Origin of the sequence: Butyricimonas sp. BSD2780061689_150309_C8, assembly GCF_015560935.1 — a bacterium.
Lineage (GTDB): Bacteria > Bacteroidota > Bacteroidia > Bacteroidales > Marinifilaceae > Butyricimonas > Butyricimonas paravirosa.
Genome location: NZ_JADMSV010000020.1, coordinates 23,703 through 38,444, shown reverse-complemented (window position 1 = coordinate 38,444; position 14,742 = coordinate 23,703). Strand labels below are relative to the sequence as shown.

The window sequence follows — 14,742 nt, the reverse complement described above, 5'->3', positions numbered from 1 at the left end:
ATGCAACTTACCACATCCCCTACTCATTTTTCTTTCCTTTCAATATTTCCCGCATTTGTTCCAATGTTGGTTTTTTCATCACGATATTTCCCTGCGGATCAATTAAGTAAACAGTCGGAAGAGAATCAAATTTATAAGACTTACGTAATTCGCTTGCCTTGAATCCTTTCGGGTCAATCAATTGTGTCCAAGTTATTTTATCCGTTTCAACTGCTTTTATCCATTTATCACGATCATCATCCAAAGAAATAGAAATAACTTCCAAACCAACCGCTTTTAACTCCGGGTAATATTTAAACAATTCCCGGTTATTCTGCCGACAACTCACACACCAAGAAGCCCAAAAATCCACTAAAACATATTTCCCGCGGAAAGAAGATAATCGAACGAGCTTTCCTTTCATATCGGGTAATTCAAAATCAGGGGCTACACCAGTAAGTTGCTTTGCCTTCAATTTATCATAAGTTGCTACCAAACGATTTTTCATCGGGGTCTCTGTCATATGCCCGTCTAATATCTCCATTACCTTGGTAAAACCAACATAATCAACTTCCCAATAATAAAGTTTCTCGTCTGCCAGAAAATCCCCAATCTGAGTCCCCGCAAATTGACGAATCCCAGAAAGTAAATACTCCTGATTCTCGTCAAACATCTTACCCATTCGATCCGAGAACTGGACTTTCTCTTCCATGTCAGTAATCGCATCATACCCTCGACATTCCGTATTATACGTGGTTTCCCTCCGATCCTGTTCTTTGCGAAATTCGGTAAAACGATTTTGCAAAGATTCTTTTCGAGAAGAAACTAGATAATAATTCTCTCCGGCCTGTTCCAAAGTATAATCCTGGCTCTCGGCATACCACGGAATAGAGATATAATCTTTATCCAAGTCCAGTACCAACATCGTACCCTCAGGTAAACTCCCCGCCCAGGAAAAACTCCCGCCTTCCTTAATCGGAATGGTAAACAACACGCTATCCCGATGGCTCTTCGGGGTCTTCACTTTTATGGTCTTACTTTTCAGGTCTTGTCCGAATTTCCCGTTTAAACGGGCTTGCGGCCCGGACTGACAGGCACAGACCGCAACAACCAAAAATAAAAACAAATATTTCATTCTACTTTATTTTATATACTTCGTGATGGCTTCCCGAATCCCATCACCCCATAATTCTTTCTCCAAGATAATACCTTCCGGAGAGATCAGAATAATAAAAGGTATCCCGTTATAATTATACATTTTCCCGGTAATTCCCTCTGGATCTTGCAATTGTAAATAAGGCAACTTCTCTTCTTCCAAAGCTTTTTCCCAATCCTTTGCTCTTTTATCGACAGAGACCCCAATCACCTGAAGCCCTTTATTTTTAAATTCTTCATTCGCTTTCTTCACAAGAGGTAACGCTTTACGACAAGGTCCACACCAGGAAGCCCAAAAATCCACAAGCACGTATTTTCCCCGGAAAGAAGATAGTTTTACCATTTTCCCGGACGTATCCTTCAATTCAAAGTCAGGAGCCACTGCACCAACAGCACAATTCTTTATCAAGTCGATCCGTTGCTGCATTTTTTCTACTCCATAACAATGACGAATAGAGGCATCAAATTGACTCAACAATGTTTCCTGTTGTTCCACGTCTTGATATGCCGCATACGAGCTGATAACCACGGCCAATGCTTTATTCTTAGAATCCGTAGAAATAGAAGCAAAAAGTTGTTGCATTTGCACATTTTGTAGAGAATCCACTCTGGCCCCGCATTTTTTCAATATAGCCATATTTTCATCCGTCATGGACACCTCGTTATATTCATGAAAAGCCTTGTTATAGGCAGGGATCGCCTCATTCAATTCCTTTGCAACCGGTAAATTTGCAAACACGGCCTCATAAGCAAGAGACAGGGGAGACCCTTTAATGCTTTCTTTGTTAATTCCTTTTTCATTAATAAACCCTGTCACTTCAACATGATCCGAATCCACGAAAAGCATCATGGTCGGTATTTTCATAGAAGGCCCTAGTGGAGCAATCGAAGGAAAATGTATATAAAAAGGCTGACCATAGTCCGTATCCACGGAAAGCTCCAAGGTAAACTTATCATTCACCCCTTTGGCACGTGCCATTTCTTTATTCTCGAAAGTATAAAGAACTACTTCATTATTCCCCAAACCTTTTATATTCCCAGTAACTTTTACCGGCTTTTCAACAGCATAAGCTGTCAACACTGTAAAAAACAGCGCAAAAAATACATACAATGATTTCATACAATACGATTTTAATTATTTATTACGACTATCTTGGATTTGGTAAAATATTATTGTTCAATGTCATTAATTTTGCCGAAATTGGAACTAAATACTGATTAGAATTCGGTGCCAAAGAGAACGTTTCTCCCTTAAATGTCCGGGTTACCGTTTTCGTATAGATACCTTCCTTACACAACCGTTTCATATCAAACAACCGCAATCCTTGATAGACTAATTCTCGACGGCGTTCATCTAGTACGGTTTGTAATAATTTATCATTCGGAACATCCAAAGGTTTGTATGCAGATTCCTGTATTCGCTTCTCCCGCAACAGATCCAACACCTTTAAACATTCCCGATCATTTTTCCGGGCAAGACATTCAGCCTTGGTTAATAACATTTCAGGAACACCAATGCTAAAATCGAATTTATGCAAGAAAGCCGGAGTCTTTTCTTCCCGAGGCTTTCCACTCCGATTCAACCGGGTATAATTGAACTTGTAACGCAAGTCGACTAAAGTATCGTAGCTAGCAACCAATTCTTCGCTTGTAGAGAACGAAGAAAAAAGATCGTTAAACCCATCGCCTCGAAACAATAACACTTCGGGAGATTCCCAAGGATTCGTGGGTCTGTTATTAACACCAGAAGAAGGATTTCCTGGATTTTTAAACGAATAAGTATTATAATCCAGAAGATCACTATTTTGTTCCAAGGCTAATTCTGCATAGTTCAAAGCATTTTCATAATCTCCCAAGAAAAGGTAAATACGAGCGCATAGAGCATACGCCCCTCCCCGGTTAACCCGGTAAAGACTTGATGCTTTCTCTGGCAAATCTTCAGGATTCTTTATGTCCTCTAACAATTGAGCTACAACTTTATCAGATGTCGCACGAGATAATTTAATTTCCAAATCGGAAGTTAAACGTAATGGAACACTCAAGTCTTCAGATGCCGTTTCCGGATCATAAGCTTTCGCATAGCAACTATGTAGCCACCAATAGTAGTACGCTCGATTAAAACGGGCCTCCGCCTTCACTCTTTTTTTATCTACATCTGTTCCTCCGGTCGCTCCATCAATTCTCTCTGCAACCAGATTACATGTATAAATAGCCCCATACGCATCATTCCATATTGGATCATCCTCCGTTTTGGTAAAAAAATCATCCTGCCATAAATAGGCCTTGCCGGAACTATTCATAAAAGAGGATGCCAAGCGATCATCTTCCATATAGCAGTTATCACTCATCACATCTATGAGCGGATACGCCTCACTCGGTAGACTCGGGTCTCCCATCATTTCGCTGAAATCCTGCGTAGAAACCGGTAATAACTTGCCTTTCGGGGTAACATCCAAATAATCATCACAACTATATAAAACAGTCGCTAAAAAAAACATATAAACAAATATCTTTTTCATATCCTGTATTTTATCCGTTAGAAATCTAATCTTAATCCAAAGGTAAATGAAGCCGGTTCACTCAACTGAAGCGTTCCATGTGCCGGATCAACGAACTCAGGATCAATGTCCTCTTTGTTTTTTGTCCACATCCAGAGAGTGTTCGCTTGCGCCGTGAAACTAGCCCGAGCAAACGGAGTCTTCTTCAGCCAGTTTTTCGGTAAATCATAATTAAATAAAATTTCCCGCAAACGAATAAAATCACCTTTACGGATACTATTTGAAGAATAACGAGCCAAACGGTCACGTCCATCCAGATAATGTTCCCAAGTTAACATCGCCGGAATATCCGTGGTGGCTTCATCACCAGGCTTTTGCCAACGTTTCGCCACGAGAGAACTTAAATCGGTTGTTTCCAGCGGATTCATTTCCGGGTATTCCATCCGGAAAACATGACCGAAATTATAAATAAATGAGAACATCAATGTGAAATTCCGATATTTAAAATTTGCAGAAAGACTACCGTTATATTTTGGCAAATAAGTCCCGCTACATACCAATGATTCTAAAACCGCTTCTTTTGTTTTATTCCCCTCTGCATCATATGTCTGAGGATCTCCCGTGTCATCCAATCCTGCCCAACGATAACTCCATATTGCCTCACGGGCATATCCTTCGACAAATCCGAGTACACCCGTCGGGCGATTGATTTCCGGGGCACCATCCGAGATATTATTTTTCGTGATCTTATTTTTATTATACCCGAAAACGAAATCCATGTTCCAAGTAAAGTCTTTCGTACGAATAACATCTGCATTCAAATTAATTTCTACCCCTCGATTGCGCATATTAGCAGCATTTACAAGAAGTTCATCAAATCCTAACGTAGGATCCATTAACGCATTTCCTAACAAATCAAAACTACGTTTTTGATAGTATTCAAACGTGAAATTCAACCGGTTAAATAATTCTCCTTCTAAGGCGAAGTTTAACGTCTGAGTACGCTCCCATCTTAATTTATCATTGGGTGGAGTCGAAACTCGTACATAATATTCTTTAGTCGTATTCGAAAAACCTCTACTTCCTACTAATAATGGAGTGGAAGAACCACTTCTATCAAAATTTCCTGTCAACCCATAAGTAATACGAGGGGTCAAGCGGTTAATTACATTTGAATGGAAGAAATCCTCCTCTTGAATATTCCAACTAACACCTACAGACCACAAAGGATTTCTACGATATTTTTTATCCGCACCGAATAGATTGGATTCATCTATACGGAAAGTTCCACTCAAAGAGTAACGTCTATCATACGTGTAGATCAATGAACCATAATAAGATACTTCTCGAGTATCATTAAACTTAAAGCTATCATAATTAGCAGCATCATAGCTCTGATAATCACCATTCCACCAAATATGCCAACTTGCCAAGGCAACTTGATCAAAAGTTTGCCAACTTTGTAAAGCATCATTATACCCTAACTTGCGGGATGTATTTGTCTGATTGGTATGCTTTCTCAAATCAAAACCAGCAACTGCATTCACGTAATGTTCCCCCTCCTTACCAAATACTCGATTTAAAGAAGCTCCAATTTTAAGAGAATGCGTGGTTCCATTTGTCTCTGTCATATCCAGCACATCTCCTTTCGGTAAATAATAAACCAATTCTCCATTCTCCTCCATCGTTAAGGGGTTAATTATACCTGTCCTAACATCATATGAATCTTGACTCTGAATATTTTTAGTCTCTCCATTTGTTCGCTCGTACTGATAATCGACAGAAGCCTTTAATCCTTCCAAGATAGTAAAGTCCAAACCAACCTTCGTTCTCACATTAATCTGGTTTGTCCGACTATTCATCAAATCAATCTCATCTAATATGTTAAAACTACTATTCAAATAACCCTTTTCTAACATTTTTTTGTTTGTAGCATCATTAAAAACAGAGATATCCTCCAAACGCTCACCCGTTTCTGGATCACAAATCAATTGATAGGGTAACATTTGCTGAATATAGCTTCCTACGTCATATCCATCTTCCTGCCTGTCATAAGTTACATTCACATCCGCCCGTAAAGTCAAACGAGGATGTAACTCATAACTATTCTTCATCATAACGTTGATAGACTGCGAATCATCTCCTTTATACCCGCTATGTTGACCACGATAACTTGTAGAAAGGAAATATGTCAATTTTTCGCTACCACCAGATATAGAAAGATTATGTTGTTGCGTGAACGCATTCCGTAATAATTTATCCTTGATCTGATTCTTATTAGATATATTGCCTAAAGAATCTAATCTCGTCATTAACTGATCACGAGTAATACTTTGGTTCTCATAATCAAAAATCGCAGAATAAGCCGGAGAATAACCAGAAGTAGCATCTTCATAAATGTATCCCCCTATCAAACCTTTATCAAACGATTCTAGTTCATAATCTACAACGGTCTTACTATCAGCCCGACGTAAATCGTCAAAATCGTACTTACTTTCCACTTTAAAATTACCGGAATAAGAGACACGCATCTCCCCTTTTTTTCCTTTCTTAGTTTCGATTACGATTACACCGTTAGCAGCCCGGGCTCCCCAAATTGCCGCAGCTGCCGCATCTTTCAAAATAGAAATACGTTCGACCAGATTCATGTTATCCGGTAATTCATCGACTTCGAAACCATCCACAATATACAATGGTTTGGTTCCTGCATTAATAGAACTACCACCACGAATACGAATATCATTATTATATACCGTTAACCCGGGAACGGCTCCTTCCAATAGACGATCCAAGCCGATACTACCTCTCAATTCAATAGTCTCCGGACGAATGGACGAAAACGAACCCGTAGTATTAATCTTATTCAAGGTTTGGTACCCCGTACATACCACGTCTTCCAATTCTTGTGCATCCATTTGCATAACGACATTGTAGGACAAACGATTGGGAGCAATCTTTACATCTTGGGTTTTCATCCCAACCATACTAAATTGTAAAATAACGCCCTCTAATTTAGCAATCTCCAATTGAAAATTACCATCAGCATCAGTAGCCACCCCCACCGTGGTTCCTTTGATGATTACGGATACCCCCGGTAAGGGTAAACCCGTCTCGTCGACAACATTTCCCTTAACCGTGTGTTTCTTCTCCTGAGCCACACGGGAAACCACGATATGGTCTGCCAAGATTTCATAAGCGAAAGGCTTTCCTTTAAAAACAACATCCAAAATTTCACTTACGGTTTTACCCGTGAAATTCTGCTTATTTGCCTGAAAACCCTGCACATCTTCGTGATTAAACACGAACTTTAAATTTGTTTTTTGCTGGATCAAATCGAATAATTGAACAAAGGTCACTTGCTCAAATTTCAGATTGATTCGTTCCTGCTGAGACCAAACTTTCGCACTTAGCCCCGAACACGTTAACAGAACGACCAGACACGCCAACTTCATTTTAATCATGATTCGGTTCAATTTTTGAATTGTTTTTTTCATAACTTTGTTGCTGTGATTAAACATGATTCCCCGCCAAGGGAATTTTAAATTACTCCGGAATATGCGCCAACATATTCCGGCCTTTTTTATTGTATTGATTTTTTCTGCACGATTAATGTTTTTCCATCCAGTTTCATCTTGATTTTTTTCGTTTTCTCCAATACTTCGATTACTTCTTCGATAGAAACGTTACGACGGAACCATGCTGTGAAATGATAATTTTTCACTTCCACGTTCTGGTAGTACACGTCGAAATCATACCAACGCGCCAATTCGTTGATAATATCTTCCAAACGAACCTCTTTAAAACTAAATGTACCTTCCCGCCAACCGATGACATCCGTCACATCTACTTCTTTCATGACCAATTGACCATCAACGAGCAGAGCCTGTTGTCCGGGATACATTTTCTGAACGTCCTTTCCCCGCTCCAGTTGTACACTTCCCTCGACCAAGGTCGTAGTCACACGCTCACCAGGATAATTCCGTACATTAAATTGTGTTCCTGTCACCCGAATATCATAGTCATTTATTTTCACAATAAAAGGTTTTTCGACGTTCTTTGCCACCTCGAAATAAGCCTCTCCCCGTAGTTCGACCTGACGTTTATCCCCGGAGAATGTAACCGGAAAACGGATATCACTATCCGAATTCAACCAAACCGTTGTTCCATCGGCCAAGACAAGTTTATATTCTCCACCTCGCGGGATCGAGATCGTGTTATAAACTTCCTCAACAGGTGCCACATCTCCAACTTGTTTATATATTAACTCATTATCCGTAGAATTCGAAATCTCCGCACCTTGTTCACTCATAGCGGCAACACGCCCAGCGAGCTCGACTTGTTCCCCGGTAGATAATGTCAACACGGCAAGTTTTCCTCCCGGCTTAACCGTCGGTTCAACATAAACAACTTGTCCCTTTTCCTGTTCCCAAGTAAACAAAAGAAGTCCAACACACAAAGGCAACAACATGATTGCCGCATACTTCAACACTTGACGTGTCCGGGAAATTTTTCGAACCGGACGAATCTTTTTCCAAGTTTTTTCACGATCAATTCTGTTTTTCACGGAATACGCCATCACTCCTGAACGAATCTTTAATAACTTCCGGAAATACTCTTGGTGAGAAGGATTTTTATACCATTCTTCAAAACATACTTTTTCATCCTCCGATAATATTTCGGAAGCAAGCTGTTTCATGATTATTTCTTCTAACTCCTTTTCCATTTTTCCTGTATTACATTCTAAAGACAGGAAAAGAAATAAATCGAGTGGCTCAAAAAATAAAAAAATTAAAGATTATTTATTCAGATGCACTTTTCCCCTTGAAATAAAGGGCAAAAAATAATATCGGATAAGAAACTTCTTTGCGCAATTCTTCTCGCAGGAAAGCGTAGGCTTTCTTCACATGATCTTTTACCGTATTCAAAGAGATTCCTAATAGATCTGCAATTTCAGCGTAGGATTTAGATTCTATCACGCATAGTTCCAATACCATTTTACGTTTTTCCGGTAACTTATCCAACAATTTACCTACATCTTCTATGAATTGTTCTGGATCTTCATCATCATCTTGTATTTCCTGCAACAAATAATATTGTTTATATTTATCCACCACTTGTTGATGTTCCAGATAATTTAAACAACGATTTTTTACGGATAACAACAAATATCCCTCAAGATTTTGAACACTTTTCAACTCCCCCCGTTTTTCCCACAAACGAACAAAAACTTCCTGCACAACATCCTCCGCGACAGCAAAATCATTTGTATAAAACGTCGCTTGCTGCACCATTCCAACATACAACAAATCAAACAAGGACTTAAATTCTTTCTCATCCCCATTTATTAAACGATCTTGATTTATTGGAACTTTTGATGTCATAAAATGAACGTTTAATAATAAAAAACTCTCGAATAAAATCGCAAAAACGAATATTATTCAAATTTTTGGCAACTAGTTATTTATAATTTGCACAAATTCCTACATAAGTGAACGCCGTAGCTAAAATAGGCTATTATTAAACGTTCATTTAATGATACAAATATAAAATTTATTCTTAGAATCTTTAGCCCGATACAATAATAAGATTACCACTCCATCCAGAATAGAATGATAACTAATTATACCTATCCAACTTTGACTATAAAACGATCAACTTTTCCAACGTTTCAGCATTGGAAAGAATTGTTGCATCTCGGCACGAGCCTCTTCTTTCGTGTAAGGATGCTCCATGTCTTTATTGAATTCGTCGAGAAATTGCAGACAGTGGTCAATCATCTAGTTCATCGTGCAATCTTCAGTAAAAGCCCCGTCACGATAGCAGTAAGAACAATACTCTTCATTTCGGGAACCATCCACGTTACGACCAAATTGTTCGTCTGCCGTCATCGGCATCCCGCAACTCTGACAAAATTTGTTTCCCATAATCTAGGTTTTAGGTTTTAAATTATGGCAAATATATGAATTTTATCATCTTGTATATCTTTTGGGGAACTTATTACGCCTACTATTCGTTCAATATAAAGATTAAAAAGGATAGAAATGAAAACATTATTTATTACAACATTATTGGTAGCAGGAATGCTGACAACATACACTCAAGCTTGTACCCGTGTGGTATATCTCGGTAAAAACGGGATGGTTGTAACAGGTCGAACCATGGACTGGAAAGAAGATTTAAAATCCAATATTTACGTGTTCCCCAGAGGAATCGAGAGAGCGGGGGCGGACAAGGGGAACACGATTCATTGGAAATCCAAATACGGAAGTGTCATCACGGCGGGATACGACATCGGTACTTCTGACGGGATGAATGAAAAAGGTTTGGTGGCCAATCTCCTATACCTGACAGAATCCGATTATTACCGTCCAAACGACACTCGTCCGGTCATGGGAATCAGCATCTGGACCCAGTACGTGCTTGACAATTTTGCAACCGTGGATGAGGCCGTAAAGGAGCTAAGCAAAGAGACATTCCGGATAGACGCACCGGATATGCCGAACGGGGCGAAATCAACTTTACACTTGGCCATTTCTGACGCATCAGGGAATAGCGCCATATTTGAATACATCAAGGGAAAACTCATCATACACGAAGGGAAAGAATATCAAGTCATGACAAACTCTCCTTCTTACGAACAACAAATCACGCTAAATAATTACTGGCAACAAATCGGTGGCCTGGTAATGTTACCGGGAACCAACCGGGCTGCAGACCGTTTTGTCAGGGCATCATTTTACATTAATGTTATCCCGCAAACAGACAATCAACGAGAAGCAGTAGCCGGAGTTTTTAGCGTTATACGCAATGTATCGGTTCCTCTTGGGATTTCTACCCCGGCACAGCCTAATATCTCTTCCACCCGATGGAGAACGGTCGCCGACCAAAAGAATAAAGTATATTTCTTCGAATCCACGATGACTCCCAATGTATTCTGGATTAACATGAAAGACCTAGACTTTTCAGAAGGTGCATCTGTCAAGAAATTAAACCTTGCAAACGGAGAAACTTACGCGGGGAATGCGGCCAAGGACATGGTAAACAGTCCCTCGTTCAAATTCTTGTTCGAAGTGATATAAAAGGAATGATTTGATTAAGTCCATGAGGTTTGAGAACTTCATGGATTTTATACTTTATCATTGCAGTTGCCGGATTCGTACCTCAATTCCCGGAATATCTTTCAAAGAAGATTTCAATTCTTCCACGTTCGTCTCCCCGTAATGATAAGGGTAAAGGACTTTAGGTTTTATCACTCGTGCCGCACGATCCGCTTGGAGAAGGGTCATCGTGTAAGGCTGATTCACGGGTAAAAAGGCAATATCAATATCTTTCAAATTTTGCATTTCCGGAATATCTTCAGTATCTCCTGCCACATATACTTTTGTTCCCCCGAACGTCAATACATATCCGTTATCCCGGTCTTTCGGGTGATAAATTTCCCTTCCCGGAGTCGTGTTATAGGCCGGAACCGCATCCAATTCAAACCAAAAACCAGGTTTGAGACGATCCCCGTTTTTCATGACTTGCCCTTTGCCCAATTTCTCCCGGGAAGAGGCATTCGTGATCAGGAGCGTCCCTTCTTTCTCTACCGCCGAAATGGCTTTCGAATCCAAATGATCGCCATGTTCGTGGGTAATCAAGATAACATCTGCTTTAGGTAATTTACTATAATCAGCATAATCAGAAACCGGATCAACATACATGATCTTACCATCGTACTCAAACATCAAGCTACCATGCTTGATAAAAGTAATTCTCAACTCCTTCCCGTCTTTCGTTTTGAAAAAATCCGTCTCGAACTTTCCAGTCTTAGTTAACATACCTAGCGTAATCAATAATATCACTACTGTCGTTTTCATGATAACTTCAATTTTAATGGTAACAATCACCAGATCGTAAACTTACTTCAGATCTACACCCAAAGTTATGAATTATTTGCCAATAATTTATAACGTCGAAACCAATTCTCGTTGTTTTCGAAAGAAATGAATACGCTGCAAATCACCACTTTCCGATATTAAAGTAGAAAAACGTTTCAACGACGAAATCCAATTCTTCACGCTATCAAACGTCTTGTCATCTAAAGAGGCCACGGAATTCAGGGTAAAAGCTTTGATCAATGAAAGTTTACATTTCTGAGTTAAAATATACGAGTAGGTCGTGTCAAAATTAATATTGGATATGTAGAAATTTATCCTGTGCCCATTATCAAATTTTCCCCGGGCTGCAAGCCGTTCCGTGTAATCCAAAAGACGATACAATTCCTCTTTTAGCTCATGCACATCATTATCAGAAATCAAGTTCACGCTCGAAAAATATTTAATGTCATTGATTAAATACATGAAGATCATGTTATCAAAGATAAAACAGGAATCTTTTACCCTCTGGGTTTCCGTGATAAAATTTCTTTGAATCTGTACCATACGCTCCGGAATAACAATCTCATGTAACGGCTGCACGGAATCCAGACCATCATGTTGTGCTTTCCACTTGAACAAATAAAACCGGGTTAGGTATTTATATTTTAAATAGAGTGCCTGTGGGAGAATATTGGTAGACGAAGCTGCCTCCGAATACGTGTTCGGTTCTATCGAACGGAAAACATCTACAAAATTATCCATCATGTCAAGATCTATTTCCAACGGATTGATAAATTCTGTCAATTTCAACTGGAAAGGCCGACTTTTAGGCGAAACCGACTCCAATATTCCGTCAATCGAGATATTCATCTCTTTAGAAATTTGGGCTGTCTCCAACAAGGTAAACGGGACATCCCCTCGCAAACGTCGATAAATAGCCTCTTTACCGATACACAACAAATTCCCCAATACACTTGCTAGATTTTCTTCATAAGGGAGTTTCTCCCGGATTGCTTTCAATAAATTATCATGTAAAACTTCCTGTTTCATTTCATGTCGCTCTTTAATCATCATTATAATCGTAAAGCAATCAAATCTCCACCATGTTATCAAAAAACGTTCAGGATTTTTGCCGATTAGTATACACTCCTCTCTGGATAGACATTTCGGACGAAAACGTATAGAAATGTTTTCTTATTGCCCCGACTAAGATATATTTTTTTCTAAATAAATGCAAATACATTTTCTCTCCCTAGAAATAAAAAAAATGATTTTATACAAAATAACCTTCAAAGTAATTTTACAAAAACAAGACGTTTTTTCACTTAACAAAGCTCTCATCGCATTTTGTTTCAAAAATTGAATTAACGCAAACCCATAGAATTCAATATTTTCAAAATTAGATACAAAAACATCCCGACCATATCTATTTAGAAACGTTACAGATAAAAATCAACCCGAATTTCTATCTGAATTCACAATCCTCTATCTAATTTTGTTACAAACAAACGTCTAATGAAAAACACATTAATTTACATAACAATGATTTGTTATATCATCTACGGCCACATCCAATTCCACATCCAGAAATAATCCGGAATGTCAGACAGGGAATCTGTTCCTATTTTTCCTGTAAAACGGATTATACCAATATCGTGTCCCTGGCCGGGCGATCAGCTCCAGAGCAACCTCAACACCTACACACAGCCTGACTGATCGCCATTTCTTTTTTCATTTTCAGGAATTATAATATACTACATTTTTTATAACTTTGTGATCATGCAAAAATTCCAAGCAAATGCTAACATTTATTATCTCTATCGGTCTATTAATCGTCGCTTATTTTACCTACGGTAAATTTGTTGAACGATTTTTCGGAGCCTCATCCACAATTGCGACTCCGGTGAAACGCCTGGCAGACGGGGTGGATTACCACGAGCTTAAACCTTGGCGTATTTTCGTTATCCAGTTCTTAAACATCGCTGGCCTAGGACCTATTTTCGGGGCTATACTAGGAGCGGCTTACGGTCCGATGGCTTACGTATGGATCGTGATCGGCTGTATTTTCATGGGAGCGACTCACGATTATTTTTCCGGTATGCTTTCTATCCGCCACGACGGAACAAGTCTACCTGATATTGTCGGGAAATACCTCGGGAACAATGTGCGTAAATTCATGACGTTTTTCACGGGATTTTTATTACTGGCCGTGGGAGTCTCTTTCGTGAACGGACCGGCAGATTTACTCGGTAACCTGACAAACATGAGTATGACACCCTGGCTATATGTTATCTTTGCCTACTATATTCTAGCCACGTTACTTCCCATTGATAAAATTATCGGTAAAATCTACCCGTTCATGGGATTGGCCTTAATATTCATGGCCGTGGCCGTGGGCAGTTATCTACTTTACGGGGGATTTTCCGGGAAACTTTATCTTGAAGAATTAACCTTCGACACGATGAAAAATATGCACGCAGACCCGACAAACAATATTCTTTTCCCGATGTTATTTATCGTGATCTCCTGCGGTGCCATTTCCGGGTTCCATGCCACGCAATCCCCCATGATGGCACGTTGTATGACAGATGAAAAATACGGACGCCCCATCTTTTACGGAGCCATGATTTCAGAAGGAATCGTGGCCATGATCTGGGCTACCGCTGCCATGGCATACTTTGGGGGTGCGGAAGGCCTGAATGCCGCTGCCACGGCAGGAAAAACACCCGCTATTATCGTGGATGCAATCTGCAATTCGTGGTTAGGACGTTTTGGCGCGATTATCGCTATTATCGGGGTTGTTGTTTGCCCGATTACATCCGGAGACACGGCATTCCGTAGTATGCGATTGATCATTGCTGACGCTTTAAAATTCAACCAGAAACCGATCAAGAATCGTCTTATCGTTTCTATCCCGATATTCATCATCGCCTATCTACTTTGTAACGTGGATTTCTCCACGATATGGAAATACGTGGGTATCGGGAACCAAGTGTTAGCAACCATCACGCTATGGACCGCAGCCACCTATTTGGCTAAAAAAGGAAAAGCTCATTGGATGATGTCTATCCCTGCCACATTTTTAAGTATCGTATGTACGACCTATTTCCTGATAGCCCCTTATAAAGTGGGTGGTTTGTATCTTTCCCCTTCTATCAGCTACCCGATAGGAGCGATCGTGGGAATCGGTCTTTTCGTTCTGTTTTTCACGAAAATTACTAGGAATAAATAAAAAAAGGCCGCCCACGCTC

General features: G+C 39.7%; 10 protein-coding genes and 1 pseudogene. 2 read left to right on the top strand and 9 right to left on the bottom strand.

Features of this window, described 5'->3' with window-relative positions; translation table 11 throughout:
* Window positions 1–19: 19 nt before the first annotated feature.
* From I2I33_RS14370 to I2I33_RS14340, 7 genes and pseudogenes are all read right to left on the bottom strand, one after another.
* Window positions 20–1,114, bottom strand: coding sequence for a peroxiredoxin family protein (locus tag I2I33_RS14370; protein ID WP_087419399.1), 1,095 nt, complete (start codon window positions 1,112–1,114; stop codon window positions 20–22).
* A gap of 6 nt (window positions 1,115–1,120) precedes the next feature.
* Window positions 1,121–2,254: a TlpA disulfide reductase family protein gene (locus I2I33_RS14365; RefSeq protein ID WP_087419398.1), complete on the bottom strand. Its 1,134-nt coding sequence runs from the start codon at window positions 2,252–2,254 to the stop codon at window positions 1,121–1,123.
* A gap of 28 nt (window positions 2,255–2,282) precedes the next feature.
* Window positions 2,283–3,653, bottom strand: coding sequence for a RagB/SusD family nutrient uptake outer membrane protein (locus tag I2I33_RS14360; RefSeq protein ID WP_087419397.1), 1,371 nt, complete (start codon window positions 3,651–3,653; stop codon window positions 2,283–2,285).
* Window positions 3,654–3,670: 17 nt separating this feature from the next.
* On the bottom strand, window positions 3,671–7,126 hold the full coding sequence (locus tag I2I33_RS14355) for a SusC/RagA family TonB-linked outer membrane protein (protein ID WP_158572000.1): 3,456 nt from the start codon (window positions 7,124–7,126) through the stop codon (window positions 3,671–3,673).
* A gap of 86 nt (window positions 7,127–7,212) precedes the next feature.
* Complete coding sequence (locus tag I2I33_RS14350; RefSeq protein ID WP_087419395.1) at window positions 7,213–8,355, bottom strand: FecR family protein; 1,143 nt, start codon at window positions 8,353–8,355, stop codon at window positions 7,213–7,215.
* Window positions 8,356–8,431: 76 nt separating this feature from the next.
* Complete coding sequence (locus tag I2I33_RS14345; RefSeq protein ID WP_087419394.1) at window positions 8,432–9,013, bottom strand: RNA polymerase sigma-70 factor; 582 nt, start codon at window positions 9,011–9,013, stop codon at window positions 8,432–8,434.
* 270 nt (window positions 9,014–9,283) lie between these two features.
* A pseudogene (locus I2I33_RS14340) lies at window positions 9,284–9,556 on the bottom strand (zinc ribbon domain-containing protein).
* A 117-nt stretch (window positions 9,557–9,673) separates the two neighbouring features.
* Between I2I33_RS14340 and I2I33_RS14335 the strand changes: the two are divergent.
* Window positions 9,674–10,711 (top strand): linear amide C-N hydrolase, encoded by a 1,038-nt coding sequence (locus I2I33_RS14335; protein WP_087419393.1) that lies wholly within the window; start codon window positions 9,674–9,676, stop codon window positions 10,709–10,711.
* Window positions 10,712–10,768: 57 nt separating this feature from the next.
* On the opposite strand, the gene I2I33_RS14330 is transcribed toward I2I33_RS14335, so the two are convergent.
* On the bottom strand, window positions 10,769–11,491 hold the full coding sequence (locus tag I2I33_RS14330) for an MBL fold metallo-hydrolase (RefSeq protein WP_087419392.1): 723 nt from the start codon (window positions 11,489–11,491) through the stop codon (window positions 10,769–10,771).
* Window positions 11,492–11,578: 87 nt separating this feature from the next.
* Window positions 11,579–12,541 (bottom strand): hypothetical protein, encoded by a 963-nt coding sequence (locus I2I33_RS14325; protein WP_087419391.1) that lies wholly within the window; start codon window positions 12,539–12,541, stop codon window positions 11,579–11,581.
* A gap of 748 nt (window positions 12,542–13,289) precedes the next feature.
* Here I2I33_RS14325 and I2I33_RS14320 point away from each other — a divergent pair.
* Window positions 13,290–14,723 (top strand): carbon starvation protein A, encoded by a 1,434-nt coding sequence (locus I2I33_RS14320; RefSeq protein ID WP_087419390.1) that lies wholly within the window; start codon window positions 13,290–13,292, stop codon window positions 14,721–14,723.
* Window positions 14,724–14,742 lie beyond the last annotated feature (19 nt).

Coding starts and splice junctions, on each gene's coding strand:
- I2I33_RS14370 (WP_087419399.1), bottom strand. CDS start 1,114: ATGAAATATTTGTTTTTATTTTTGGTTGTTGCGGTCTGTGCCTGTCAG.
- I2I33_RS14365 (WP_087419398.1), bottom strand. CDS start 2,254: ATGAAATCATTGTATGTATTTTTTGCGCTGTTTTTTACAGTGTTGACA.
- I2I33_RS14360 (WP_087419397.1), bottom strand. CDS start 3,653: ATGAAAAAGATATTTGTTTATATGTTTTTTTTAGCGACTGTTTTATAT.
- I2I33_RS14355 (WP_158572000.1), bottom strand. CDS start 7,126: ATGAAAAAAACAATTCAAAAATTGAACCGAATCATGATTAAAATGAAG.
- I2I33_RS14350 (WP_087419395.1), bottom strand. CDS start 8,355: ATGGAAAAGGAGTTAGAAGAAATAATCATGAAACAGCTTGCTTCCGAA.
- I2I33_RS14345 (WP_087419394.1), bottom strand. CDS start 9,013: ATGACATCAAAAGTTCCAATAAATCAAGATCGTTTAATAAATGGGGAT.
- I2I33_RS14335 (WP_087419393.1), top strand. CDS start 9,674: ATGAAAACATTATTTATTACAACATTATTGGTAGCAGGAATGCTGACA.
- I2I33_RS14330 (WP_087419392.1), bottom strand. CDS start 11,491: ATGAAAACGACAGTAGTGATATTATTGATTACGCTAGGTATGTTAACT.
- I2I33_RS14325 (WP_087419391.1), bottom strand. CDS start 12,541: ATGAAACAGGAAGTTTTACATGATAATTTATTGAAAGCAATCCGGGAG.
- I2I33_RS14320 (WP_087419390.1), top strand. CDS start 13,290: ATGCTAACATTTATTATCTCTATCGGTCTATTAATCGTCGCTTATTTT.